The 25,487-nt window shown below is 65.7% G+C and carries 21 protein-coding genes; 8 read left to right on the top strand and 13 right to left on the bottom strand.

The annotated features are described in order from the left end of the window. Position 1: 1 nt before the first annotated feature. Positions 2 to 1,132 (bottom strand): efflux RND transporter periplasmic adaptor subunit, encoded by a 1,131-nt coding sequence (locus tag BIWAKO_RS27345; RefSeq protein WP_210185094.1) that lies wholly within the window; start codon positions 1,130 to 1,132, stop codon positions 2 to 4. 298 nt (positions 1,133 to 1,430) lie between these two features. On the opposite strand from BIWAKO_RS27345, the gene BIWAKO_RS27340 reads away from it, so the two are divergent. After that, entirely contained in the window at positions 1,431 to 2,762 is a 1,332-nt protein-coding gene (locus tag BIWAKO_RS27340) for a helix-turn-helix transcriptional regulator (RefSeq protein WP_141740251.1), read from the top strand. 113 nt (positions 2,763 to 2,875) lie between these two features. After that, a complete protein-coding gene (locus BIWAKO_RS35585; RefSeq protein ID WP_069881330.1) occupies positions 2,876 to 5,881 on the top strand; it encodes a beta strand repeat-containing protein in 3,006 nt (1,001 codons plus the stop codon). A 147-nt stretch (positions 5,882 to 6,028) separates the two neighbouring features. Here the strand turns inward: BIWAKO_RS35585 and BIWAKO_RS35580 are convergent, their stop codons facing one another. The 9 genes from BIWAKO_RS35580 to BIWAKO_RS27295 form a co-directional block, all read right to left on the bottom strand. After that, positions 6,029 to 6,292 carry a hypothetical protein gene (locus BIWAKO_RS35580; RefSeq protein ID WP_141740250.1) on the bottom strand — a complete coding sequence of 88 codons (264 nt, stop codon included), beginning with the start codon at positions 6,290 to 6,292 and terminating at the stop codon, positions 6,029 to 6,031. A 154-nt stretch (positions 6,293 to 6,446) separates the two neighbouring features. Further along, positions 6,447 to 8,630: a hypothetical protein gene (locus tag BIWAKO_RS27330; protein ID WP_069881329.1), complete on the bottom strand. Its 2,184-nt coding sequence runs from the start codon at positions 8,628 to 8,630 to the stop codon at positions 6,447 to 6,449. Then, positions 8,621 to 9,640 carry a family 8 glycosyl hydrolase gene (locus BIWAKO_RS27325; RefSeq protein ID WP_069881328.1) on the bottom strand — a complete coding sequence of 340 codons (1,020 nt, stop codon included), beginning with the start codon at positions 9,638 to 9,640 and terminating at the stop codon, positions 8,621 to 8,623. The genes BIWAKO_RS27330 and BIWAKO_RS27325 overlap by 10 nt, the downstream gene beginning before the upstream one ends. Next, positions 9,637 to 12,117, bottom strand: a complete 2,481-nt coding sequence (locus BIWAKO_RS27320; RefSeq protein WP_069881327.1) for a cellulose biosynthesis cyclic di-GMP-binding regulatory protein BcsB — start codon at positions 12,115 to 12,117, stop codon at positions 9,637 to 9,639. Before BIWAKO_RS27320 ends, BIWAKO_RS27325 begins: the two co-directional genes overlap by 4 nt. Beyond that, the gene (gene bcsA, locus BIWAKO_RS27315; RefSeq protein ID WP_069881326.1) at positions 12,114 to 14,300 is read right to left on the bottom strand and encodes a UDP-forming cellulose synthase catalytic subunit; all 2,187 of its coding nucleotides are present in this window, start codon (positions 14,298 to 14,300) and stop codon (positions 12,114 to 12,116) included. The genes BIWAKO_RS27320 and bcsA overlap by 4 nt, the downstream gene beginning before the upstream one ends. 26 nt (positions 14,301 to 14,326) lie before the next feature. Next, entirely contained in the window at positions 14,327 to 15,148 is an 822-nt protein-coding gene (bcsN, locus tag BIWAKO_RS27310; RefSeq protein ID WP_069882844.1) for a cellulose biosynthesis protein BcsN, read from the bottom strand. 155 nt (positions 15,149 to 15,303) lie between these two features. Further along, the gene (locus tag BIWAKO_RS27305) at positions 15,304 to 15,546 is read right to left on the bottom strand and encodes a hypothetical protein (RefSeq protein WP_141740249.1); all 243 of its coding nucleotides are present in this window, start codon (positions 15,544 to 15,546) and stop codon (positions 15,304 to 15,306) included. Positions 15,547 to 15,590: 44 nt separating this feature from the next. Continuing rightward, on the bottom strand, positions 15,591 to 16,502 hold the full coding sequence (locus BIWAKO_RS27300) for an NAD(P)/FAD-dependent oxidoreductase (RefSeq protein WP_069882843.1): 912 nt from the start codon (positions 16,500 to 16,502) through the stop codon (positions 15,591 to 15,593). A 7-nt stretch (positions 16,503 to 16,509) separates the two neighbouring features. Beyond that, entirely contained in the window at positions 16,510 to 17,295 is a 786-nt protein-coding gene (locus BIWAKO_RS27295) for a transglutaminase-like domain-containing protein (protein WP_069881324.1), read from the bottom strand. A 213-nt stretch (positions 17,296 to 17,508) separates the two neighbouring features. On the opposite strand from BIWAKO_RS27295, the gene BIWAKO_RS27290 reads away from it, so the two are divergent. From BIWAKO_RS27290 to BIWAKO_RS27280, 3 genes are all read left to right on the top strand, one after another. Further along, positions 17,509 to 17,769, top strand: coding sequence for a GlsB/YeaQ/YmgE family stress response membrane protein (locus tag BIWAKO_RS27290; RefSeq protein WP_069881323.1), 261 nt, complete (start codon positions 17,509 to 17,511; stop codon positions 17,767 to 17,769). 23 nt (positions 17,770 to 17,792) lie between these two features. Further along, positions 17,793 to 18,281 carry a YidB family protein gene (locus tag BIWAKO_RS27285; protein ID WP_244523564.1) on the top strand — a complete coding sequence of 163 codons (489 nt, stop codon included), beginning with the start codon at positions 17,793 to 17,795 and terminating at the stop codon, positions 18,279 to 18,281. A gap of 182 nt (positions 18,282 to 18,463) precedes the next feature. Beyond that, a complete protein-coding gene (locus tag BIWAKO_RS27280) occupies positions 18,464 to 18,892 on the top strand; it encodes a VOC family protein (RefSeq protein ID WP_069882841.1) in 429 nt (142 codons plus the stop codon). Positions 18,893 to 18,968: 76 nt separating this feature from the next. On the opposite strand, the gene BIWAKO_RS27275 is transcribed toward BIWAKO_RS27280, so the two are convergent. The 3 genes from BIWAKO_RS27275 to BIWAKO_RS27265 form a co-directional block, all read right to left on the bottom strand. After that, positions 18,969 to 19,739, bottom strand: a complete 771-nt coding sequence (locus BIWAKO_RS27275) for a pyrroline-5-carboxylate reductase (RefSeq protein ID WP_069881322.1) — start codon at positions 19,737 to 19,739, stop codon at positions 18,969 to 18,971. Positions 19,740 to 19,896: 157 nt separating this feature from the next. Further along, entirely contained in the window at positions 19,897 to 20,541 is a 645-nt protein-coding gene (locus BIWAKO_RS27270) for a pyridoxamine 5'-phosphate oxidase family protein (protein ID WP_069881321.1), read from the bottom strand. A 70-nt stretch (positions 20,542 to 20,611) separates the two neighbouring features. After that, positions 20,612 to 21,583, bottom strand: coding sequence for an MBL fold metallo-hydrolase (locus BIWAKO_RS27265; RefSeq protein WP_069881320.1), 972 nt, complete (start codon positions 21,581 to 21,583; stop codon positions 20,612 to 20,614). A 135-nt stretch (positions 21,584 to 21,718) separates the two neighbouring features. Here BIWAKO_RS27265 and BIWAKO_RS27260 point away from each other — a divergent pair, with 135 nt between their 5' ends. The 3 genes from BIWAKO_RS27260 (at position 21,719) to BIWAKO_RS27250 (ending at position 25,437) form a co-directional block, all read left to right on the top strand. After that, positions 21,719 to 22,633, top strand: a complete 915-nt coding sequence (locus tag BIWAKO_RS27260; RefSeq protein WP_069881319.1) for a LysR family transcriptional regulator — start codon at positions 21,719 to 21,721, stop codon at positions 22,631 to 22,633. A 111-nt stretch (positions 22,634 to 22,744) separates the two neighbouring features. Then, positions 22,745 to 23,668 (top strand): hypothetical protein, encoded by a 924-nt coding sequence (locus tag BIWAKO_RS27255; protein ID WP_069881318.1) that lies wholly within the window; start codon positions 22,745 to 22,747, stop codon positions 23,666 to 23,668. Between the two features lie 149 nt (positions 23,669 to 23,817). Continuing rightward, positions 23,818 to 25,437, top strand: a complete 1,620-nt coding sequence (locus BIWAKO_RS27250; RefSeq protein ID WP_069881317.1) for an OpgD/OpgG family glucan biosynthesis protein — start codon at positions 23,818 to 23,820, stop codon at positions 25,435 to 25,437. Positions 25,438 to 25,487: the final 50 nt, after the last annotated feature.

Here is a 25,487-nt window from a genome sequence, read left to right as displayed (position 1 = left end):
TCTAGCTCCCGCTTGCCGGAGCAACGGGCGTGGCGGACACGGTCAGGCCGGGGCGCACCTTGAGCAGGCCGTCGACGATGACGTTTTCGCCCTCGGTCAGCCCAGATTCGACGACGACATCGGAATCCTGCTGTGCGCCCAGCTTGATCCGGCGCTGCTGGGCCTTGTTGTCCTTGTCGACGACCATGACGTAGCTGCCGGCCTGGTCGACCTGGATGGCCGCCTGCGGCACGACGAGGCGCGGCTGCTCGCGCCGCTCGCGGACCTCGACGGAGACGAATTCGCCATCGATCAGCTGGCGCTCCGGGTTGGGCAGCGAGGCCCGCATCGTCACCGTGTCGGTCTGCTGGTCGACCTGCGGGTCGGTGTAGTTCCAGACGCCGGGATGGGGATATTCCTTGCCCGAGGACAGGCGCACGGTGATCGCGATCTTGCTCTGGCTGCCGTCCTCGCGCCGGCGCGCATCACGCAGTTCCTCAAGCTGGCGCACGCTGACCTGGAACAGGACATACATCGGATCCTGGCTGACGATGGTCGCGAGTGCGTTGCTACTGGGGCCGACGAGATTGCCCTGGGTATAGGCGGTGCGGCCGATGCGGCCGGCAATGGGCGCGATGATGTCGGTGTAGCCGAGGTTCTCCTTGGCCTGGGTCAAGGCCGCCTGGTTCTGCAGCACAGCTGCATGGGCAACGTCGAGAGCGGCGCGGTTGGAGTCGAGCGTCGCCTGCGAGACAGCCTGCGTCTTCACCAGGTCCTGCGAGCGCGCATAGGTCAGCTGGGCATTGAGCTCCTGAGCCTTCGCTGCTGCGAGATTGGCCAGTGCCTGGTCGAGCTGCGCTTGATATTGCACCTTCTCGATCTGGTAGAGGATGTCGCCTGTCTTGACGTCCTGCCCCTCGGTGAACTGGATCTTGTCGAGGAAGCCCTGCACGCGGGCCATCAGGGCGACGCTTTCCGGTGCCTTGATGCGGCCGACGAAGGAATAGGTCCAGGTCACGCCCTTCTTCATTGCCGGCATCACGCCGACGGCAGGCGCGGGCGGGGCGGCCGGAGGTTTCGCGGCCTGCCGCTCATTGCAGGCGCCAAGTGCCAGCGTCATGACCGCGATCGAGACAAGCAACCGGAACTTCATCCGCATGCCCCGCTGATCGATCCCAGGATCCAAGCCCCCCGGGAACCAAGTCCCGTGGGATCGAACCCCGCTGGGAACTGAGCCCATCGTGACAAACTTCCGGGCGCTTGCACAGGGCTCTGCTGATGCCGAAACCGCGAGGGCCCGGGTTCAGCGGACCTGGCGGCGGATCATGAGCAATTGCCTCGCCTTGCGGCATTCTCACGGTTGGAGGGGCGCGGCCGACCTTGGACGACCTGCTGCAGGCTGCGTGTCGGGACCGGTCCCCGACGCCGGCGTGACCGCATCTGGTGTGTGCTTGACGCCGCGTCAGATCATTTCATTATCTACCGTTGCGGAAGGCACGCACCGTGCCGAGGCGGGCTGCGGGAAGGGCATCGAGATGCGCCTTGGCAAACGGCCTCCGCCCGGCAATCCGCATTTGCAGGTGGCTTTGGATGCGATCGCAGACGGCGACGCTGCCCCATTTGGCGTGGGCCTTGCCAAGCCGGCCGGGCGCAAGGCTCCGCAGGGCCTTGACCTTGGAAAGCTTGAGAAGGTCGTCGCGCGCGTGCAGGACGCGGTGGCTGAACCAGGCGCCTGGGGTGGCATCCTCGAGGAGATATCGGCGGCGGCGGGTGCGCAGTGCGCGTCCCTCTTTCGTACCTCGCCAGGCATCTCCGGCGTGTCGTTGGTGGCAACGAGTACCAGTGCCGAACAGCTTGCCGAGCGCTATGTTCGCGACGGTTGGTTCCACCGTGACCTGCGCGTCCGCGCGATCCCGAAAATGCTGAAGACCGGCGTTGGCGTGGACCAGGATTTCATCACCCCACACACGATCGAGCGCGAGCCGTATTATCAGGAGTTCCTCGCACCGTTCGGATTGCGCTGGTGGGCCGGCGTCGGGTTCCAGTCGGGCGACGATCTCTGGTGCATGGCTATCCAGCGCACTGTCGGGCAAGGCTACTTCGATCCTGGCGAGCAAACGAAGTTGGCCACGCTCTGCCAACGCCTGACCGAAGCCGCGACCATCTCGCGGGCCGTCGGTCGCGCCCGCATTGCCGGGATGACGGACGCACTCGGTCTCGTCGGGCAGCCAGCCCTCGTACTCGACCATTTCGGCCGCGTCCTGCGCGAGAATACCGCGGTAACCGGTCTTTACGATCAATGGTTTCGCGTGGTTGGGGCGCACATTATCGTGCAGGACCGCGAGGCCGCAGCCGCCTTCGCCGGATTGGCCGACGCCTGCCGCTCGTATCACCCTCACGCGGTGAGCGGGAAAAGGATTCTCGTCCGTCGCGGCGAGCGTCGCCCGATCGTGGTCGAATCCCACGCCTTGTCCAGCGGGGCAATCGAGTCGTTTTCGGGCGGACGCGTTCTGCTCCTCGTGACCGATCTGGAGGCGCAGACGCGCCCTCTGGCTTCAGCCCTCGGTGCAACCTTCGGCCTGACGACCGCTGAAGCGCGGTTGGCGGCCATTATCGGCGGCGGGGGGAGCCTCGATGCTGCCTGCGAGGCGCTCCACGTGACGCGCGAGACGGCCCGCAATCAGTTGAAAACCGTTTTTGCCAAGACCAATACGCACCGACAGGCGGAACTGGTGTTGCTGCTCTCGCGCCTGTCGACAGCGTTTCCACCGCGCTCCTCTTGAGGTCCGGGAGCCGTCGCCTCTGACAGGCACCAGCTTAGCCCGTTTGGGTCATGCGGCAGTGAGCCGGACAGCGCAGTTTTGGCATCTCGCCTTCAGTTGCAGTGGAGAATGCCATGGCCCAGGTCATCGGTGACGAACTCAACAATGTCCTGGTCGGAACGGCGGAGGCTGACACGATCAGCGGCTTTGGGGGGAACGACACAATCAGTGGACTGGGCGGCGCCGACAGCATCGATGGAGGCGAGGGCTTTGATCGTGCCTCGTATCAGAACGACGCAGGCTTAGGCGGCGCAGCTGGTGTCATTATCAATCTGAGCGCGACCTCGCAGACGAGCAATGGCTTCACCGTGGCCGCCGGAACGGCCCGAGATGGCTTCGGGACGGTCGACACGCTGCTCGACATCGAGGCGGTGAGCGGCACGGCTGGTGCCGATGTCTTCTTCAGCGGCACGGGCAGCGGCGCAGCGGGGACGGCGAGCAATACATTCTTCGGGCTGGGCGGCGACGATGCCGTCTTCGGTTCGGGCGGCCAGAATGCCGATACCGTCGACTACAGCCTCGACGTCGAATTCGGCGCCACCCATGGCATCCGCGTGAACATGCGCGCGCAGACCGTTCAAGAGAGTATCCAGCCCGATACTGTTCTCGGCTCCTTCGGAGACACGGACTTCATCCCCGGTATCCGGAACATCACCGGCACGCTGTTCCGAGACGAAATCTACGGGGGGAACAATGCCAACGTTCTGAATACGGGCGCCGGCGACGACCTCGTCTTTGGCGGGGACGGCAATGATACGATCATCGCCGGGGACGGGAACGACACGATCATCGGCGGTGCGGGCGCAGACGCCATCGATGGCGGCGCCGGCGCCGATGAGCTGGACTATGGTGCCGAAGGGGGGCCACAGGGCGTCCGCGTCAACCTCAACGGCCTTGATTTTCAGATTGGCCTGCCGCCCGACACGGCGATCGACTCCTTTGGCGATACCGACACCGTTACCCGCATTCCCAATGTCACCGGCACAAGTCTCGTCGATGAGATCTATGGCGGCAATCACGATAATGTTCTGCGTGGCGGCGCGGGCAATGATGTGCTCCTGGGTGGAGCAGCCAACGACACGCTCGATGGCGGCGCAGACGACGATATGGTGAGGTATTACGGCAATCGAGCCGACTATCGAATCTCACAGAACCCCGATGGCAGTTTCACTGTCGTGGATCTGGTTACAGATATCAGCCCGCCTGCGAGCCCGGACACGCCGGCTACGATACGCGACGAAGGGACCGACCGGGTTCTCAATGTCGAACAGTTCCGCTTCGCGGACCAAACCATCGCCGCCGCACAGATCCTGATCGATGCCCCATCGATCACCTCGGACGGCGGTGGTGGCACGGCGGCAATCACCATTGCGGAGAACGGCACAATCGTCACCACCGTTACGGCGAGCGACCCGCAGGCCGGCGACACCCTGACCTATACGATCGCTGGCGGCGTCGATGGCAGCCGCTTCGCCATCAATAGCCTGACCGGTCTGCTGTCCTTCCTGCAGGCCCCCGATTTCGAGACCCCGACCGACACCGGTGGTGACAACGTCTACGACGTCACCGTTGCCGTTTCCGATGGCAATGGCGGCGCCGATACGCAAGACATCGCCGTCACCGTCGCAAACGTGGTTGGCAACTCGCCGGGTGCATCGAATGCAGCAACGATCACCGGCACGAGTGAGGACGATATTCTGACGGGTCTCGGCGGTGCCAATGCGCTGCTTGGGCTGGCGGGCAACGACATCCTCAATGGCGGCGGCGGGAGTGACACGCTCGACGGTGGCGTCGGCGCCGACACGATGGCCGGCGGAACCGGCAACGATAGTTATGTCGTCGACAATGCAGCGGACTCGGTCATCGAGAATATCGGCGCCGGGACCGACACGGTTCGGACCGCGCTGGCGGCTTACTCGCTCGCCGGCCTGGCCAATGTCGAGAACCTGAGCTTCACCGGCGCTGGCGCCTTCAGCGGGACAGGCAACGGCCTCGCCAACGTCATCATGGGCGGCTCAGGCAACGACATCCTCGACGGGGGGGCCGGCAACGATCGGATGCTGGGTGGCCTCGGCGACGACATCTACCATGTCGACAGCCCTTCCGACCTCGTGATTGAACAGGCCGGTGCCGGCAGCGATCTCGTGCTCGCAACCGCCGGCGTCTTCGCCCTCGGTGCCAATGTCGAGAACCTGACCTTCGTTGGCGTGGGGAATTTCACGGGGACCGGCAACGGTTCGGACAATGTCATCACCGGTGGAGCCGGCGATGACACCTTGGATGGCCGTGGCGGCGATGACGTGATCATCGCTGGCTCAGGCACTGACACCCTGCTTGGCGGGGGTGGGGCAGACCAGCTGGATGGCGGTGCCGGCGCAGATCTGCTGGATGGCGGTGGCGGCGCCGACGTGCTCATCGGCGGCCACGACGCTGACACCCTGCTTGGCGGAGGGGGCGCCGACCTGCTTGATGGCGGCCTTGGAGGCGATCGCATGGAGGGCGGCGCGGGATCCGACACTTACATTGTCGACGATGTGCTTGACGTGGTGATCGAAAACGCCGGCGCCGGGAGGGATGAGGTTCGAACCGATCTCCAGACCTACGTTCTGGCGGGCAATGTCGAGAATCTGAGCTTCGTCGGCTTCGGCCCCTTCACCGGCTCAGGCAATGGGCTCAACAACAGCTTGACCGGCGGAGCGGCTGGCGATGTGCTCGCCAGCGGTGGCGGCAATGACCGTCTCTCAGGCCTGGGCGGCAATGACACTGTGTCCGGTGAGGCAGGTGCCGATATCCTCGATGGCGGCGCCGGCGCCGACGTGCTCATTGGAGGCACTGGAAATGACACCTTCATATTCAGCCAGAATTTCGGCCATGACACGATCAGTGACTTTGGCGATGTCGGTGGAAACAACGATCGCATTCAGTTCTCGACCGCGACCTTCGCGAATTTCGGCGCTGTCGCGGCAGCCAGTCAGCAGATCGGAGCGGACGTCGTCATCACTGTCGATGAAAACAACAGCGTGATCCTGGCCAACATCGCAATCGGAACACTCGGATCGAGCGACTTCTTCTTCATTTAGCGAGCCGTCAGACCGTTTATGCGGGCGCGCACCGTGAGCGCCCTCATGGCCCTGTCGGTCGCTTCGACGTCACGATCTCGGCGACCGTCGAGGGCCGGCGCTCACCATGTCTGCACATTGTGAGAGGGCCTGCACCGTTCCGGCGGATCAGAGCGCTTCGACCACGTCGGGATTCATGGCGATGAAGAGTTCAGCCTGACGCTCGAACAGCATCCAGGCCGGATCATTCTCCGACCGTCCGGCGTGGCAATGCATGATCGTGAAGATCGCAACCGTCCCGGCCGGCTGCTCGGGGTCGATGCGCGCCGCTCGGCACATCGCCCTGGCAATTCTCTGGACGCGCGGATCATCCCGGCGACCTGCCGCGCTCACCCCGGCGGCTACGGGCTTTAATTCGTCGATCAGAGGCATGGCGGACCTCGCGTTCTGATAAGCCGATGCGAGACAGTGAAACGAGCGGCCCGGCCATCGGTTCCCGCGGCAAAGACGCGCGCCTTTGTCGGTTGGTCCTATGCGGGAGGTGAAGCGGTGCTCGCCCGGTCTGAGCCACTGGCCGCGTGCGAAATCAGTACCTGTTCTGGCGCGTCACATCGCCGATCGCGGTCAATCCGGCCAGCGCCTGCGGCGACCCGTTGCTCCTGTAAAGCGCCGTGAAGACCCTGCTGGCATCGGTGTAGCGGCCGAGATGGAAGTAGGACCAGCCGCGCATCATCATCAGATCGGTGGTTTCAGGCGCAAGACGGGCACGCTCCGACAGGGTCACCAAGGCGCCGTTGAAGTCCTTGTTGTCATATTGCGCATAGAACCGCTCGGAGAGCAGCAGCGCCGAGAGTTCGCGGCGCTTTGCGGGAGCCGGATTGGTCTGCGCGGCTGCGACATTGGCCTCCGCCGTCAGCCCCTGCTGGAGAGTTGCATAGGTCTTGCCCATTGCCGCGTCGGCCGCGACCTGAGCCGAACCGGTGCGCATGGCAGCCTCGAAGGCAGCGGCTGCCGCTGCAGGGCGCTTCAGGTTGAGCAGGCACCAGCCGCGCTGCAAGGCGGCTGCGCCCGACTGGCCATTGCCGCAACTGCCGGAAACGGGGGCTGCAGCCTGGCGGCGCCGGACGGGCTCGGCGTCGATATCGCTCTGGATAATCTGCCGGGCCGCCCGGGAGCGCAGGGGGCGGTTAGGGGCTGGTTCGACAAGGTCGCGCTCGCGCGCGATCGGCGCTGCCGTCGCGGCGAGATCCTCCCGGCGCAGCTGCTGGTCACGCGTGTCCTGACCTCGCACGTCTTGGCCGCGCGAGGTGCGGTTGCGGCGGGGATCGAGCAGCGCGGCAATCCGTTCCGAGCGGGCGCCCCAGTCGCTCACGATCGCGCGCAGGCCGGCCTGGTCGCGCAGGCGCTGTCGTGCCAGGGCAAGCCCATAGGCCGCCGGCTCATAGCCGCGGTCCCAGGAGAGGGCGGTTTCGAACCATGTCTCGGCCGACGAGGTCTGGCCGGCATTATAGGCATACCAGCCGAGGCCGGCCGCGCCTGGCGCGTAGCGGTCGGTCGCAACGGTCTTCGCGATCCGGTCGACGACGGCGCGATCCAGTTTTGGAGCGGGCTCCTGCGTGATCAGCGACGTCACCGCGCCGAGATAGGCCTTGCGGTTGGCGGCGCCGGCGTCCAGCCATTGCGCACCGAGCGCCTCGGCCTCGCGATATTTGCGATTGGCGGCCAGCGCGAGCACCGCGCCTTCGGCCGCCTTCGCCCCGCCCTTGCGCTGCAAGGCGGACTGGAACAGCGCCTCCGCCCTGACAGGATCATTGTGGCGCAGCGTGTAGAAGCCGAGCAGGATGGCATCGTCGGGCGTCGTCGCGGCGTTTGCCAGCGCCTCGACGCGCCGGATGTCGTCGGCGGATACGGTGAGCTTGGTATCTTCGGCAGCACGTCCGATCCGCCGCCGCGCGATCTCGTCGCGGATGCTGGAGAACTCAGTCTGCCTCTCCTGGGCCAGTAATCCGTCCGTCAGCGTATCGGGCAGCGTCGCCAGCGCCTTCTGCATCGTCCCGATCCGCTCTGCCGGGGTGTTGCAGTTGCTCAGCACATAGGCATAGGCGTCCCGGGCCCGCTCGGGCTTGCCGGTCTGCACGAAAGCCTCGGCCACCCGCCACAGCGCATCGACATTCGCGCAGGTCAGCAGGGCCGGCGTCTCGGTGCCGATCCGGATCACCTGCTCCCATTGCCGTGCATTGGAGGCATTGACCAGTCGCTGCGCCGCCTCGGCAGCATCGAGCCGGGCGACGAGATCGGCAGGCGCACGCCAGTTCGGCTCCCTGGTGCCGCGTTGCGCAATAGCGGCCCGGACCTCGGCGATCTTTCCTTCCGAGAAGAGCCTCCACAGCCGCTCGAGCTCGGGATCGCCGGTTTGTGCCGGAGATGTCAGGTCGGCGGGCGGTTTCCATTCCGGGTAGAGCGCTCGCAGACGGGCAAGCTCGGCCTCCAGGCGTCGCGTGTCGCCCTGAGAGGCGAAATAGCGCAGTGCGCTCTCGTCGACGACGGGGGGGCGCTGCGCCGATTGGCCGGACGGGGGCCCCGGCGACTGCGCCTGGGCGAGTTCCGGCGCGGGTTGCTGGCTGTCAGGCGAAGAGCTTCCGGCCGCGGCCGCCTGACGGATCGCCGCAGGCGGCGCCAATGACAGATCGACCTCCCGGCCGTGGCGGCCGAAGGCATAGAACGCGGCACTCGCCAGGGTTATCGCCAGAACGGCGTATTTCACATGCATTGCGGATACCTCTCGCGGAGCATCGAGAGGGACAAGAGGTGCAGGGTCGAGGGATAATAGGCCGTCGGCTGGAAGGTCTTCAATTCCGCCGGGATCGGCGTCTTGTCGAGCGCGCAGGCCATGGCCGCGGCGAGAATGCGATAGCCGGCGTCAGGCAGCGGCTCGACGGGATTGCCGGTCTTGACGTCGATCACGGCAGTCCCGCCGGCCCATGCCTTGCGGAACGGCTCCATGCGCGCCTTGTCGGCGAGCCCCGCCCGCATCAGATAGAGCGGGATGCGGATGGCGTTGTAGCCGAACTGGGGCGGGAAGCCGTCGGCAGGCCTGGGCGTGTCCTTGATCGAGACCCAGTCCGGGGCCAGCATCTTCGCCCTGGCAAGCGTATCGAGCAGTTTCAGGCCGCTCGCCTGCACCTGCATCCAGCTCTGATCGCCGGTGAGCTGGGCGAGCGCCGGCAGGGCTTCGAACACCCAATAGGATGGATTGACCACGGGCCCGTCGGGACGGTCCTTCTCGGAAAAACCGACGGCGCCGGGCATCAGCCAGGTCTCGCCGCCGCGCTTCAACAGCGCGACCTTGGCCAATGACCGGGCGATCTGGCGCGCCGCTGCCGTGTAGGCCGGCATGGCCCAGCGCGCGCCGGCGCAGGCGAGGGCTTCGGCGATCAGCAGATCGCCGTCGCTGGCATTGTTGATGTCGGTGACATGCGGGCTCGCCTTTGGATCCCAGCGCCAGGCCGCGAGCCCGTCGTCGCGGATCAGGAGTTCCGTGCGCGTGAAGGCGAATATGCTCGCGAAGCTGCTGCGGTCGCCCGCGAGACAGGCCAGCAGCAGGCCGTAGCCCTGGCTCTCGCTATGGCTGATCCCGCCATTGGCATCGTCGATCACGCGCCCTTCGGGCGTGACGAATTTCTGCCGGTAGAGCTCCCACGCGCCATCGGGGAGGGAGGCGGACAAGGCCGTCGTGAGAAGCATCATGGTGGCTGCGATTGTGGCCAGGAGCTTTCTCATGAGCGCCGCCCCAACCGTCCGAGCATCAACGCGGTGCCGATGCCGAGACTGATGCAGGCGGCCAAGAGCGTGAGCGCGTAGGTGCCGATATTGCTCGACATCCAGTTGGCGAGGACGAGGCGCATATTTGCCAAGCTGAAGGGCCGCGTCATGAAGAAGGAGGTGCGGTCGGCGGAGAGGACATGTGTCTCCTGCCCACCCCGGAAAGCCGTGATCCTGCCGGCCATGGCAGCCCAATTGCCCGGCGTCACGATGCGGGCGACGCTGCTCTCGAGCGCCTCTTCGCGCCGGGCGACGAAAGCGGTCCAGACCTGCCGGGTCTCCGGATCGGCGGCCTGGGCTGCGATCAGGTCGGTTCCCTCGGCAGGCTCGTAGAGCGAGGCCGCGCGCGAAGGTGTGCGCAATTGGGCAAATGACAGGTCGAAGGTGCGCTGCAGCCAGCCGTCGAAGGCAACGAGATAGCGAGCCAGCGGGCCACCGAGCGAGTTCCGCCACCGGTCGCGGATCTCGCTCGTGGATTGCGGCACGCCGCCTGAATCTTCCGGTGTCGTCTGGCGGCCCTGGAAACGGTTGAGCACGGCGTCGAACACGGCCGTGCCATCTGCATCGGGCGGGACCACGACGGCGTCGGCGCGCTGTGGCCATGTGGTGCGGACGGTGTCGGCGATGCCGACGCGCGGCAGCAGGCCGCTTGGCAACTGGCCGGCCGCTCCGACGATCAGCGCCGGGCGATCTCCCACAGTGGCGGCATTCGCAAGCGGATCGACCGCGATGGGCCGGCTGGCGCGCTGGGCCAGGCGCGCCAGCAGAGTGGCCGCCGCGCCGTAATTGGCGGCATCGAGCCGTCCCATGACCAGGGCCACGCGCGGCGCCACCGAGTAGGGAAATCCCGTGCCGGAAACGGCGGCGAGGTTTGGCTTGACGCCGATCTTCGCGAAATCCGGAACGGCAAGCGAGGTCGTATCGAACAGCGCGAAACGGCTCTTGCCCGGCAGCGTCGCGCCGGGCCCGCAGCTCAGATCGGTCTTCGCGATCGTGACGGCCTCGAGCCAGAGCTCATTGATCCCCGGCCGGAAATGCCGCATCGGCACGGTGATCGGGAACTGCTGGAACAGGCCGCCGGTCGTCGTGTTGAGCGGCACGGTCGCGGCGACATTGCCGTTGACGAAGATCTCGATATGGCTGACGCCGGGCAGGACCTCGGCGGAATAGGCTCCGTCGAGAAGAAGCGTGGCCTCACCGTAGGCGTTTGCAAAAAAGTCGCCGGGCATCGCGACGACGGCGCGCACCCGCATGCGCCGGCCGGTCGATTCCTGGGTGGGAACGCCGAGTTCGGCGAAGCGCAGCACCTGCCGGCCCGTGACGTAAGGCGGATTCGGCGTGTGCCAGCTCGCCGTATCCATGCTGGTGCGGTTGATATTGGTCGGCCTCGAAACCGGCTCGGTCAGGATCTTGGCGACGACCGCCTCGATGTCCGGCCAGCCCTGGCCCGTGACGAGAAGTGTGGCCGGACCCAGCTTCGGACTGGCGACGAAGCCGAGGAAGCTGCGGGTGGCCGCCTCCTCCGGGATCGTGCCGAGCAGTTCGCCCAGTTCGTTCGCTGTCCCGATGACAACCGTCAGCGAGCCCGGCCGCAGCCGCTCCGGTGGCCGTTCGGACACCCGCACCACGACCTGCCCAAAGCGCCCGCGCAGGGCTACGGCCTGGGCGACGGCGAGGATGGTGTTGCCCGCGATCGCCCGCGACGCGCTCGGCGCGACGATGTGGATCGTCGTCTGGCCGCTTTCGTCCCCGCCGATCGACGGCAGATCGTCGATGCCTCGCAAACGCAGTTGCGCGGCATCGGGGCTGCGAAAGCTCAGTCGCGTGCCGGCGCCGTCGATGCGCGTCCAGAGTTCGTAGGTGGAGGCCAGGGTGCAATCCGTGCGGTGGCGCTGCACGACCTCGAAACCGATCGTATTCTCGCCTGCGCGCAAAAGAGCCTTGCGGATCGCGACCGAGAGCCGCGCCAGCCGGTCCGACGATGCGATGGGCTGCTCGATGACGCGCTCGCCATTGATCCGCACGGTCAACCGCGAGGCTTCGGGCATCACGACGAGCGCATTCTGGAATGCCACGTCCAGGTTCAGATCGGCGGCGGCTTCGTCCTGCGTCAGGAAGAAAGCCCAGTTGCGGCTGTCGCTCTCGCCCTCCAGGGTGACGCGGGCGGCAGGAAGCAGCAGCTTGAACGCAAAGGGGACGGGCGCAGACGCTGCCGCCGCGGGCTTCGGCGGCTGGCTCGGGGCAGGGGGCTCGGCAGCAGGCGCAGCCGGTGCCACGGGGGCGGGCTTCACGGCCGGCGGCTGCTTCGGCGGCGCGATCATGAATGGCGCCGGCTCGGCCGGTGCCGGCTGCACGCGCTCGTCCTGTGCCATGCTGGCGCCGCAGAGCAGCGGCAGGGCCAGAACGGCCATCAGGGAGAATGGCTGCAGCCTCATTCCGCTGGCCTCGCCGGTGTCGCCGAAGAGCGTGTCAGGCGGTAGAGGCCGAAGAAATAAGACAAGCCGCGGCTCGTCTGGAAGAGCGCGATCCGCAGGAAGCGGATCGTGCCGTAGACGACCCCCATGTTCTGGCGCCGCGCCTTCTGGAACAGGGTCCAACGCTCGGCGTCGGAAAATGCGAGATCGGCGATCATGCGGCTGTGCAGGGCTTCGCTCGGGACGTAGCGGCAGCCCATCAGTAAGCCCTTGTCGTCGGGCGCAAGACGCATCACGCGCACCGGCAGCGTGCCGGCCGGCATGTCGATCGTGGTCTCGAAAGAAATGAGCGCCTCGCTGCCGACAGGCAGCTTGTCGAAAACATGGGACAGGACGCGGATGCCGACGCCGTCGACGGAGGCGTTCTCGGTGACGATCGGCGCGGTCTGCCCGTCGATGGTGATCTCGCCGCGGCGCCGCACTGCGAAGCGCCGGGCCGCGCGCCCCTCCGGCCGCTCCGAGACGACGCCGAGCGCACAGCCCGCCATCAGCAGGTTGAGCAGATTCCAGAGGCCGACGACCACGGTCGTGTCGGCATTGTAGGGCTCGGTGATGATCCGCCAGTAGGTCGCGACGACGCCGAGCGCCAGGACGCCGAAAATGATGAAGAAGGGTAGCCCCAGCTCCGAGACGCGACGGGTTTCCAGAGATTCGTTCTTGGCCGTGACCTTGAAGGTCGGCTTGCCCGGATTGATGAGGACCGAGACGACCGCGGGCAGCAGGTAGACGGACTGGATGAACTCGTAGAGTTCGGAGATCCATGGCCAGCGATAGCGGCCATAGAGATAGTTCTGCATCATCAGGTTCACGACCATATAGCTCAGGATATAGGCGAAGAATTCCGCCCCCGATGCCGTGAAGATCTGCAATCCGAAGAAGAGGTAGAACAGAGGCGAGATCAGGAAGATCCAGCGCGCAAAGGGAAACAGCCAGAACAGCGCCGAGGAGCAGTAGCAGAGCCGCTGCGGCAGCGAGAGGCCGGTTTTGAACAGCGGGCGATGATAGATCAGGATCTGCATCATGCCCTGCGCCCAGCGCGAGCGCTGCCCGATGAAGCTCGCAAAGGTCGCGGGCTGCAAGCCGGCGATCAGCGGCTTGTCGACATAGACGCTGTGCCAGCCGGTGGCGTGCAGCGTGATCGCCGTCTCGGCGTCTTCCGTGATGCTACGGCCAGCGAAGCCATTGGTGGTCTTGAGTGCCTGGCGGCGCAGCACCGCAGCCGAACCGCAGAAGAACGAGGCGTCCCATTTGTCGAGACCGCGCTGGATGATGCCGTAGAACATCTCGTTCTCGGACGGCATGTATTTGAAGGTCTGGAGATTGCGCTCCAGCGGGTCGGGATTGATGAAGAAATGCGGCGTCTGCACCAGGAACAGCTTCGGGTCCTGGCCGAAAAAGCCCACGGTCTCCGCGAGGAAGGACCGTGCGGGCGCATGATCGGCATCGAAGACGACGATCAGTTCGCCTTCGGAGTGAGCGATGCCGTTATTGAGGTTGCCGGCCTTGGCGCTGATATTGCGCTCGCGCGTCAGATAGGTGACGCCGAGGCCCTCGCATAGCTTTTGCAGCGTCGCCCGGCGCTCCCTGGCGGCGTTGGCAGCCACGAAATTATCCGCGTTGCACTTCTCGTCGGTTCCGCCATCGTCGAGGAGAAAGACCTTCAGGCGATCCGCCGGGTAATCCATCGCGAGCGCAGCCGCGAGCGTCGTCGCCAGCAGATCCGCCTCTTCGTTATAGGTCGGCACGAAGACGTCGACGGTGGGCGCATTCTGGAGGTCAACCGGCGGTGTCTTGCGCGGCGGCAAGGGAAGCGCGACCACGAACAGGCTGAGGAACAGCATGCCGATATTATAGAACTCGGCGAGGTAGAGGATCATCGCCGGGATGAAGTCCTCGATCTGGTTCGCGGGCGGCAAGGTGCTCGTCGTGCGCCAATAGATGTAGCGCAGCACGATCGCCGTTCCCAATCCCAGCGCGATCAGCCGCCAGACGCCGTCAGGCCGCAGGAACTTCAGCGCGATCATCGCCGTGACCACGATCGCACCCGCGATCAGATGCGCCTGCAGGCTGATCGGCAGCGTGATCAGCACCACGACCACGGCGGCGATCACAGCCCAGACGATGACGTAGCTTGCTGTTCGCATCGGTCTTCAGGTGATCCTGGTTGCGGTCAAGGTGACAAGGGCGGCGGAACGGTCGGGTATCCTTCCAGGGGGCGGTCCGGCAAAGGCCTGTCCGGCACAGGGTCTCTCACCTCCGTACGGGCCGGCTGCGGACGCTTCGGGCGGGCAACCCGAGGCGGCCGCTCGACCGCGTCAGGCACGGATGTCTGGGGCAGGGGATAGATCGGCGCGCCCGCCTCGCCGAGATCGGGCGAGGGGGATGGCGCATCCCCGATCGGGTTCCAGCCGGCGCGCCTGAGCGAGGCGTTGACGGAAAAGCCATAGGCCAGGCGCAGCAAGGCGGCTTCCGACGCACCCGGCGCGCAGATGCGCAGGCGCACGGAGATCACGCCCGATCTGGGACGGAAGAGGCTGTCCTCGCTCGCGACGCGCTGCCAGGCGTAAAGACAGCCATCGCCCCCGGGGCCGCGGCCGAAGGCATAGCCGAACGGGCCGTAGCGGTTCTGCACATAGGCGGCCGAGGGCACCATGGCGACGCCCGGAAGCCGCTCCTCCATCTCGCGCGCGATCGCGAAATCCTCGATGCTCGGAAGGGACAGAAGCTGGCCTTCGGCGCCGTCCGAGCTCGGAACATCGGCCGCTGTCAGGAAGGCGGCATGGATCGCATTCTCGCCCGGCGTCCGGCCTCGCGTGGCGAGCGTGATGGTCTGGGACACGGCATTTTCGTAATTGCGCTGCGTGACGTTCACGATCGGAGGCCCGCCCGGCGGCAGCATGATGAGGGCCCGGCTCGGAGCGACCGCGATGGAGCGCGTGGCGAAGGTCAGTTCGGCATCGGTCAGCCTCTGCTCGCCGCAACTGGCAGCCATCGCCCCCAGCAGGGCCGCGGTGGCAAGGCATGCGAGCCGCCCCCGGGGCTGGCCGCGCGCAGGGCCGGGCGCCGGACGCTGTCCGGACACGCTCATCGGCACGCAGGCCGGTGTCTTGGAGCGATCGACATGTCGGAACCCTTGATTAACAAAGATTAACACGCTCTTACCGCAGGCTGATGCGGCCAGTCTTTGGCCCTCGATCGAATCATGGCTCCCAGTACAGACAATTCCAGCACCGGCACCAACCCCTGTTGAGCGAGCGCAGTGGGAGATTGTGAAATACCGGCGATCTCATCCCCCATAATCTTCGCAATGGCCGCCGAGGCGTGCCTCAATAGTCGGCAGGCCTTCTCCTGTCCGGATTGAAAGCCGGCGAAGCGGATGATCTGGAACATCCTTTCGCCCGGCGTCGCACAGAGGAGGGGGCGTGCCGCCATAACTAGCGCAGCTGTGGACGGGACGCGGCGAGATCGTTGCGGATCGCTGTCGCGGCCACGCCGGCCTGACCCATGGCATGACTGATCTGGTCGAGACCGATCACGACATCGCCGGCCGCGTATAGTCCCGTGATGCTGGTGCGCTGGTGGCGATCGACCTGGATGCAGCCATCATCCGTGACAGTCGCGCCCAATGCGGTTGCAAGCTCGGAATGAACGACCGAGCCAAGGGCGGGATAGACGGTGTCGAAGCGCAGCCGCCCTGCGGCCGAAGACAGGCTCAGGCCGTCCTCCTCCAGTCGGAAATCCTGCGCCGGTCCGCCGATGATGCGAACGCCGAGACCCGTGAGACGCTCATTCAGGGGGGCGGCAAGGCCCTCGGCTCCATCGAGGACAAGGCTGACCCGCGCCGTATATGACCGCAGGAATTCGCATTCATTCGCAGCGCCGGCATCGGAGCCGATGACCGCGACGTCCTGCCCGGTGACCTCGTAGCCGTCGCAGACCGGACAGTAGCGCAGGCGGCCCGCCTTGAGCGCATCCGCATGCAGCGCGTCGGTCATCGGCGGCCGACGGTTCGTGACGCCGGTGGCGAGCAGGACCGAGCGCGCCGTGATGTCGATATCCCGCCCTCGCGCCGTGAAACCGGAACTGTCGCGGCTCAACTCCTCGATGCGGCGATCGACGATCTCCGTGCCGTAACGGATCGCCTGCGACCGCATGCGTGACAGCAGCTCGCGGCCGGAAATGCCTTCTGGGAAGCCGGCGTGATTATGGGTGCAGGGGATCTGCAGGGCCCGGCCATGGCCGGCGTCCATGACGGTGACGCCGAGGTGAAAGCGCGCAAGATAGATCGCCGCCGTCAGGCCAGCGGGGCCGCCGCCAATCACGAGGCAATCGAGTTGGTCTGCCATGCGTCCCTCAGGCTGCATCGCTGCGCCGGACCTGGACGGTCTGCGAGATCACGGTACAGGCGCTATCCGTGGTCAGGAAGGCGATATCCGTCGAATCCCTGCCATGGGCGATGCGGATGATGCCCTCGACAGGGGCGAGGCGCGTCGGGTCGACCAGCCACCAGGCGTTCTCGAGATAGACTTCCATGACGGCGTGGAAATCGGGCGGCTGGACATCGAGCGAATAGGCGCTGACTGCGCGGGCCGGTATCGACAGGGCACGGCAGAAGGTGATGCCGAGATGGGTGAAGTCGCGACAAACCCCCGCCCTGACGGTGAATGTATGCGCCGCCGTCGATTCAGGCGTGCTGACGCCCGCGACGTAGTCGACATGGGACGCGATCCAGTCGAGAACCGCCATGACCCGGCTGACGCCGTCGCCCGCGCCTGCGAACTCGCGCCGGGCAAAGCGCTGAAAGCGGTCGCTCGGGCAAAACCGGCTGGGCAGAAGATAGGGCAGCGCCTCGGCCGGCAGTTCGTTCCACGCATGCTGGCGCCCGGACGCTGGCAGCAACTGGCGCACGCCGTTATCGACCGTGGCGGTATAGCTGATCGTAGTCTCGCCCGAGAGGCAGGCCCGGAACCGGCGATCTCCCGAGGGTGTCTCGTCTGCGATGGGCCGCACATCGCCGCCGACCGTCAATTCTTCCGCAAGGATCGACTGATCGCTGGAATGTGACGCCTGGATCAGCCCGATCACCTGCGTCGGCGCAGAAAAGCCATAGACGAGTTGGGCCGATGCGATCAGCTTCATCTTGAACTCCGGACTGTCCCAGCGATCCAAACGGAGTTGGCAGTGGTTTCGTTCCGAACCGCCGGCGCGGATTCGCCCGGGCTGGCGAACCCAAGGGAACCTCTGTGCCGTTCGCCGGTTCAGGATCTGCGCTTGCGCGTCGCTTGCGGCGGCTCTTGCGCCTTCAGATGTGGCCAAGCTTCGAATGTGACCAGGCGCTTGAGGGAGGACATTATGGGCATTCTCGGGACCATCCTCGTCGGCTTTCTCGCCGGCGTGGTCGCCAAATTTCTGACACCTGGATCGAATGAGCCTTCGGGCTTCATTCTCACCACCATCCTCGGGATCGTGGGCGCCTTCGTGGCCACATACATTGGGCAGGCCATGCATTGGTACGCCCCAGGCGAAGGTGCTGGCCTGATCGGGGCCATTATCGGCGCCGTCGTCGTCCTGGCGGTGTGGGCGTTTTTCGCGAACCGCCGACACACCGTCTAACCCCGGCAGCAGGAGCAAACAGCATGAGCGACGACAACCAGGGCTTTCCGTCGATGACGGCGCTGCTGGGCCTGCTGGCCCTCGCAGGCTACCAGAACAAGGACAAGATCGCAGAGTGGCTCGGCCAGGTCACTCAGCCCAGTCAGCCGACCCCAACCGGGGCGCCCGCCGGCGACATCCCGAAAGGCGCAGATTCCGTGCTCGGCAATCTCGGCGGCACATTGGGCGCGGGCGGGATCGGCGGCTTCCTGAACGGAGGTCTGGGCGAGTTGATCGATCGCTTCAAACAGGCCGGCCAGGGTGAAAAGGCCGATTCCTGGGTGCGCCAGGGCGCCAATCAGGAGGTTGCGCCCCCGGATCTGGAACAGGCGATCGGACCCGATGTCCTGGCCAGGCTCGAACGCCAGACGGGCCTGTCCCGCGACGAGCTGCTGTCCCGGCTATCCCGGCAACTGCCTGACGCCGTGGATCGCTATACGCCCGATGGCAGGCTCCCCTCCGCCGGCGCCTGATCCCGCTCGTGCATGACCGGCAGAGCCCGTGACCGTCGACACCTCCAGCGACTGGCTCCGGTCATCCGGAGCCGGTTCGTCATCGGGCGAGGGGTTCACGAGGCTGCCGGGTCCTGCCAGATCTCGTCGCGGCCTGGAACCACGCTGTCCCGCCTGAGTCGATGCGCAATCGGGAGGAACAGATGGAAACCCAGGAACTACATCGCGGCCGGCTGATCGATCATATCCAGCTCGTTGTCGCGGATCTCGGCGCCTGCCGCCGCTTCTACGAGGGCATCTTGCGCGAACTCCACATTCCGATCGGCGGGACGGCCGAGGATTATTTCTGGGTGGACGAACTATTCGTCTCGAGCGCGCAGAGCAAGGCAGCGCAGGGCCAGCTCACGGGCCGGCATCATATCGCCTTCCAGGCCAGGAACCGCGCCATGGTCGACGCGTTCTACAAGGCTGGCCTCGACAGCGGCTTCCGGGATAACGGCGCGCCGGGCGAGCGCCCCTATCATCCCGGCTATTACGCCGCCTTCCTGCTCGATCCCGCCGGCAACAATATCGAGGCCGTCTTCCATGGCGAGGCCGAACGGAGCGCGCCATCGGTGAAGATCACATTCTGAGTGATCGGCAGGCACGCCCGGAAATTCGCGGATTCCCGGCTTCCTGCCGGGCGTCTGCGAGCGGGCTGGTCGTGGCTCACGCAGCGGCGATGCGGCGATGCACGTCGTCGAGACTGTCTGAGAAGACCTCGAATACGCGGCGATCCGTGAGCGCGCGCAAGACCTGCTCGTTGATGCCGCCGCGCGTCGCATACTCTTCCGCCAGGTGCATGAAGTCGGCACCCGGCGCAGCCTCCGGGGCGGATGCCAGCGCCTTGAACAGGCAGGCGATGTAATCGCGCGCCTGCGCGCTCTCCACGCCGCGGTCCTTCAGCCATCCGTGAATGGTGTCGAGATACTTGAAGTAGCTGGCATATGTCGCCGTCACGACACTCAGCGCATCGAACTTGCCGGGATCCTCGACCTCGATCACCTGTCCCAGCGCGCCAAACAAGGCCGCCACAGCTGGATCTGGCGGGTAGATGATCGTCGCTCCCTGCCGATGCGCGATCATGGGCATGGGCAGGGCTTTCGTCACGTGCCCGGCGGGAGCGGTCAGGGTGGCTATCGTCTCGAGCGGCAGCGTCGCGATCAGGCTGACGACATGGTGATCAGGGCGAAACCGCAAGTCCGGCACCACCTCATGCGCAATTTGCGGACGAACCGCGAGCATGACGGTGTCGCAATCGTCGAGAACGGCCTGGTTGTCCGACGCAACGCGGACATCCTGGTAGCGGGAAGCCAGGCTGGCAGCGATCTCTTCGTTGCGCGGCGACAGGACGACGGACACGGACCGGTCCGCGGCCGATCGAAGCCCGGTGACGATCGCGGCCGTGAGCGCTCCTGTGCCGATGAAGCCGAGTTTCATGGGATGCCCTGTAGCGTTGGTTTCTGGATGTCGTGTCTGGCACATTGGTAGCAGCGGTACCGGCTGGCTGGATCCTGGTATATTTGCAGTCCGCAATCAGGGTGAATCCATCGCCTTGCGGGGGACCGGCACTAACCGTCGTGGCTCGACGATGCGGTCATGCCGCCCCCGAGGCCAGGCGCTCCTTCAATTTGCGGTTCTCCTCTTCGAGAAACTGCAATCTGCTTTTGACCGGCTCCAGCCATTCGGCGAGCTCGGCCTCGCTGTAACGCGGCGTGATGTGCTGCGGACAGTTCCAGTCGAAGCCCTCGATCGTGATCGTGACAGCCCGTTCGACACGGGCGTCATAGCCCGGGACGCTCAGCCTGGCCGCCAGCGCCGTGTCGGCGGGCGCGTCGACGACATGCATATGTCCAAAGATCTTCAGACGGCGTTGATGGGCATAATCCATCAGGAAGAGCGACACCCGGTCGTTGCCGGCGACATTGCCCGTCGTGATGTATTGCCGATTGCCGCGGAAATCCGCGAAGCCCAGCGTCTTGCTGTCGAGAACCCGCAAGAAGCCGGCCGGTCCGCCGCGGAACTGGAGATAGGGCCAGCCCGTCTCGGAGACCGAGGCGAGATAGAACTCGCCGCGTTGAGCGATGAACGCCTCCTCGTCCGGTCCGAGCAGGTGATTTCGGGGCGTGGCGCCAGGATCGAGCGTGCCGTCGATCCGTGCGTATTGACCAGCGCTGCCATAGTGCTGGCGCGCAGCTTTGACGGCCGGGGTCGAAGCGATCTCAAGATATTTGTGAAGCATGCGAACCTCCGATAGCCGAGCCGGCGCAGCCGCCGGCTCGGAGCAATAGCGCCTGGCGCGACCAGGCCGTTTAGGCCTGGTAGGCCCATTCCGCAGCAAGCCAGCGCAACCGGCCGCCCTCGGAAACGATGTGGCCCAGCCCCGGGAAGGGCATGTGGGTGGCGGCAATCAAGGCCTTCTCCTCGGCCGCGCGCGGGAAGAAGCGGGCGCGCATCGCGCGGGCCGCCTCCGGATCCTGCTCGAAGACGAAGCCGATATCGGTGGCGGCCGGATGGAGCGAGGGATGGAAGAGCATGTCCGAGACCATCATCAGGCTCTTGCCGCCGTCCTCGATGCGCACCCCGATATGTCCGGGGGTATGGCCCGTCAGGTCGACGATCGAAACGCCGCGCGCAAGGCTGCGCTCGCCATCGATCGCCTGCAGCTTCGGATAAAGGCGGATGACCTCGGCCGATGCATCGAAGCTGCTCTTCAGGAAGTCAGGAGCCGCCGAGCGCTTCGCCGGATCGGTCCAGTGAGCGACTTCACGCCTGTCGACATAGATCTCTGCATTCGGGAAGTTCCGGCGCCCGCCGGCCACCAGGCCCCCGATATGGTCACGATGCATATGGGTCACGATGACCGCGTCGATGCTCTCCGGCCTGACCCCGATCGCGTCCAGGGCTGAGGGCAGCTTCCCGCTCTCTCCGATCAGGCCGGCCGGGCCCGTATCGATCAGGATGCGCCGCTCGCCATCCTCGATCAGGTACTGCGTAAACACCAGGCGGATGCCGCCGGGCCTGGCTGCGAACTGCGCCGCGGCCGCCTCTTCGATCTCCTTGGGCTGACGGCCCACGAAATAGGAGAACGGCATGTCGGCGAAGCCGTCGGTCAGCGCGGTCACCGTGAACCGGCCAATGGAGACCCGCGCCAATGGGGGAACAGCCCTCGACGCGGGCGGCTGCGCTTGAGCGATCGCGCCGCCGGCGGGCAGCACGGACGCACCTGCAAGGGAAAGCGCGGGAACGGAAAGCGCGAAGGCGCGACGGGACAGGACGGTCATCGAAGGCTCCTATGCTGCGCAGGGCAGTCTTTCAGGCTCGCACCACGCGGGGGTGAGGATCACGCTAGAGCCTTCCTTGAATCTGAGGTATCCAGAGAAATCGGGATGTTTCCTCCCGGAATTCGGGAGGCTGGAATGGATCGCTTCGACGCGATGTCGGTGCTTCTCGCGGTCGTCGACGAGGGCAGCCTTTCGGCTGGAGCGCGTCGTCTGCGCGCGCCGCTCACCACCGTCAGCCGGAAGGTGGCCGATCTCGAACAGCATCTGGGAACCCGTCTTCTCGTTCGCACCAGCCGACGGATCGCGTTGACGGATGCAGGTCGAGACTACGTCGCCATGTCCAGGCGAATCCTGGAACAGGTCGAGGAGGCGGAGCGGGCCGCTTCCGGCGAGTACAGCGAACCACGCGGCGAGCTCTCGGTAACGGCGCCGGTCGTCTTTGGGCGTCGCCATGTGCTCCCCGTCGCGGCCGGGTTCCTGTCTGAATTCGCAAGGATCGATCTGCGCCTGTTCCTGATCGATCGTCACGTCAATCTGCTGGAGGAGCACCTGGATATCGGCGTGCGCCTGGGCCATCTCGAAGACAGCAACCTGATGGCGATGCGCGTCGGCCAGGTCAGGCGCGTGATCTGCGCCAGCCCGGACTACCTGACGCGGCACGGTCGTCCCGCCGTCCCCGAGGACCTGCGCGAGCATGACGGCATCACGTTCCGCGGCTTCTCGACCTCTCCGGAATGGCGCTACCGTGGCGATACGACCGCGCTTTCGGTGGAGCCGCGCACGCGCCTGGCAGTCAACTCGACCGAAGCGGCCGTCGATGCGGCCGTGGCTGGCCTGGGGGTGGCGCGGGTGCTGTCCTATCAGATCGTCGATGAGCTGCGGTCAGGCGCTCTCGTGCCGCTGCTCGAAGCGTTCGCGCCGGAACCGATCCCGGTTCAGCTGGTCTACGCCGCCCAGGGCCAACTGCCGGTCAAGGCGCGCTCCTTCCTGGATTGGGTCGCCCCACGCCTTCGCACCCGGCTGGCGGACCTTCCAGTCTGCCCGGAATGAGATGGCGCGGAGAGCTGTCCTGCCGGTTTGAACAATTTCGGTGCAGTTGATGTTGCTTCCTGACCTCTTCCTGCGCTGAGTTCGCATATCGAGGGCAAGGGCGGAGCCGCGATGCCATCCCCGCGAGACAGCATCACCGTCGAACCGGCCGGCGAGGACAGGGCCGGCGCGACCGCGTCCTTCCCCTTTGACGCTGCACTGGTCGAGCGCTTCCGCACGGCCTTTCCCCGGGCGCGCTGGCGCGATGATCGCCATGCCTGGTTCGTGCCGGGGAGCACGGCCGAGAGGCGGCTCGATCGCTGGCTGCAGCGCGAGCTTTCTGGCGTTCTCGCCCATGCCGATGCGCGCGGCAGGGACGCCTTCGCATTCGATCCGATCGTGAGCGACTATCTCGCGCCGGCAGAGGACCTCATGGTCCGTACGCCTTATTCCAGGACCATCGTCTCGGAATTGCGCGCCGTACCCTGGGCCTGGTGGGACGGCGAGGAAAGGCTCTGGCGCATTCCCTATCGCTCGTTCGAGGAGCTGCGGCGCCGCTGGCCGGCGATCGAGGAGGCCGCCCGCCGCGCCGAGCCGGCGGAGCGGAAGCGGCGGCGAGACGAGCTGAAGGGCTCGGCAGAGCACCACGCGTTGCGCGCGAAAGCCAGGGAGCGGCAACGCCATCGCTACCCCGTCCTTGCCAGTCAGCTCCCACCCGGCGACCGCCCATTGATGTCCCATGCCGGCGCGCTGGTCTTCACCGAAGTCACGGGGGAGCTGGTCGACGACGAAAGCCTGCACCAGCATTACCCCTGGAGTGCCGGCGCGACCGGCGATTTCGTCTGGGCAAGCTGGCGCAGGCCCGGCCATGACGAGCTGGTGCGGACATGGCCGGCGCGGCAGCCGGCGAGCGGGGCGGATCTTGCCCGGGGGTGGTGGCAGCCGACGATCGAGGAGTTGCGCGACGCCCGACGAAAGGCGAGATCGCTCGAGCGCGCACAGGCGACACGCAGGCAGCGGCAGATGCAGGGAAGCCAAGAAGAGAAGCCCGTATAGGCAATGCGTTATGGCATTCCGCTTCCCTGGCTCGTCAGGGGCAGGCCAGGCGGACAGGAGATTGCACGTCCTCGTCCAATCGACCTGCGGAACATAAAGAGGCAGGCCGGGGTTAGGCTCCTACCCAATCACTGTCGAGCCGAACACTCATGAATTCAGGCGAAAGCCATTTCCACACCCGCCGCTCCGCTCTCGCGACGCTGATCGCAGCCGCCTTGCTTGCGAGAGGGCAGCCTTCGCTTGCCGCGCCAGCGCCTCAACCAGGCGCTGCCCGTTTTGGCTACGACGATGTCGTCGCGCAGGCGCGCATCCTGGGCGGGCGGCCCTTCGATTCCGGTGGCCTGACGATCCCGTCGGAGTTGTCGAAGCTGACCTATGACAGCTATCGCGAGATCCGTTTCCGTCGGGAAAAGGCCTTGTGGCAGGAGAGTGGTTCCGATTACCGCCTGCTCCCGTTCCATCTCGGCTTTCTGCACGACAAGCCGGTGCAGTTGCATGTGGTGAAGGAGGGCAACGCCATCCCGATCCCGTTCACGACGAGCCTGTTCGAATACGGCAAGGTGCCGGTGCCCAAGCAGCTCTCGCCGTCGCTTGGATTTGCCGGGTTTGCGGTGACGACCACCCTCAACGATCCCAAGGTCCAGGACGAGGTGATCTCGTTCCTGGGGGCGAGCTATTTCAGGCTGATCGGGCGGGGCCATCGCTACGGGCTCTCGGCGCGCTCGCTTGCGCTCGATGTGGGGGGCAAGCAACCCGAGGAATTTCCCTTCTTCCGTGCGCTCTGGCTGGAAGAGCCGAAGGCGGACAGCCTCGACCTGGTCATCTACGCCCTGCTGGATTCCCCGTCCGTGGCGGGCGCGTTCCGCTATGTCGTTTCGCCTGGCCGTACGACTGCGATGTCGGTCACGGCGACCCTCGTGCCGCGCGTGGAGATCCCGCGCATCGGCATCGCGCCGCTGACCTCAATGTTCCTTGCGGGCGAAGGCGACCTTGGACACCGAACCGATTTTCGGCCCGAAATTCACGATTCCGACGGGCTGTTGATGCAGAACGGCTCCGGAGAATGGATCTGGCGGCCGATCCGCAATCCCGCGAGCCTGCGGATCTCCAGTTTTGGCGACCGCGATCCGCGAGGCTTCGGCCTGATGCAGCGCGACCGCGAATATGGGCATTACCAGGACCTGGAAGCGCATTATCACGCACGTCCGGGATATTGGGTCGAGCCCATCGGTGACTGGGGCGAGGGCCGGGTCGACCTGATCGAGATACCGACCAACAACGAGGCATTCGACAATATCGTGACGTGCTGGACGCCAGCGCGGCCGCTCGACATCGGCAAGGCCAGTGAATTCACCTATCGGATCACGGCCTTGTCGACGACCAACGAGCTCCATGCCATGGCGCAGGTCCGCAACAGCTTCAGCGGTTGGGACAGCCGGGATCCCGATGCGGACGGAATGGGCAAGCAGCGGTTCATCATCGATTTTGGCGATGGCGATCTGGCGTATTTCGTGAGCGACCCCAAGCGTGTCGAGATCGTCGCCTCGACGACCGCCGGTTCGATCGCCCACACCATCATCGCCGCCAATTCTGCCACGAAAGGCTTTCGTGTCATCCTCGACGCGACCTTGCCAGTAGGGCAAACTGCCGACTTGCGCGTCTATCTCAAGTCGCGAAACCGCACCCTCTCCGAGACGTGGACGCAGTCTTGGTCGGTTCCTGCCCCTGCTGTCCGAGATGCGCCAGGCCATGTGGTCACTCGGGACTAGAGCTTCTGCCCGAAACGTGGATTGCGATTCCTGGGAAAGCCGATGCAAGC

Origin of the sequence: Bosea sp. BIWAKO-01, from assembly GCF_001748145.1 — a bacterium.
Taxonomy (GTDB): Bacteria; Pseudomonadota; Alphaproteobacteria; order Rhizobiales; family Beijerinckiaceae; genus Allobosea.
Note: the sequence above shows the minus strand (reverse complement) of the source record. Positions and strands in the feature narration are given on the sequence as shown.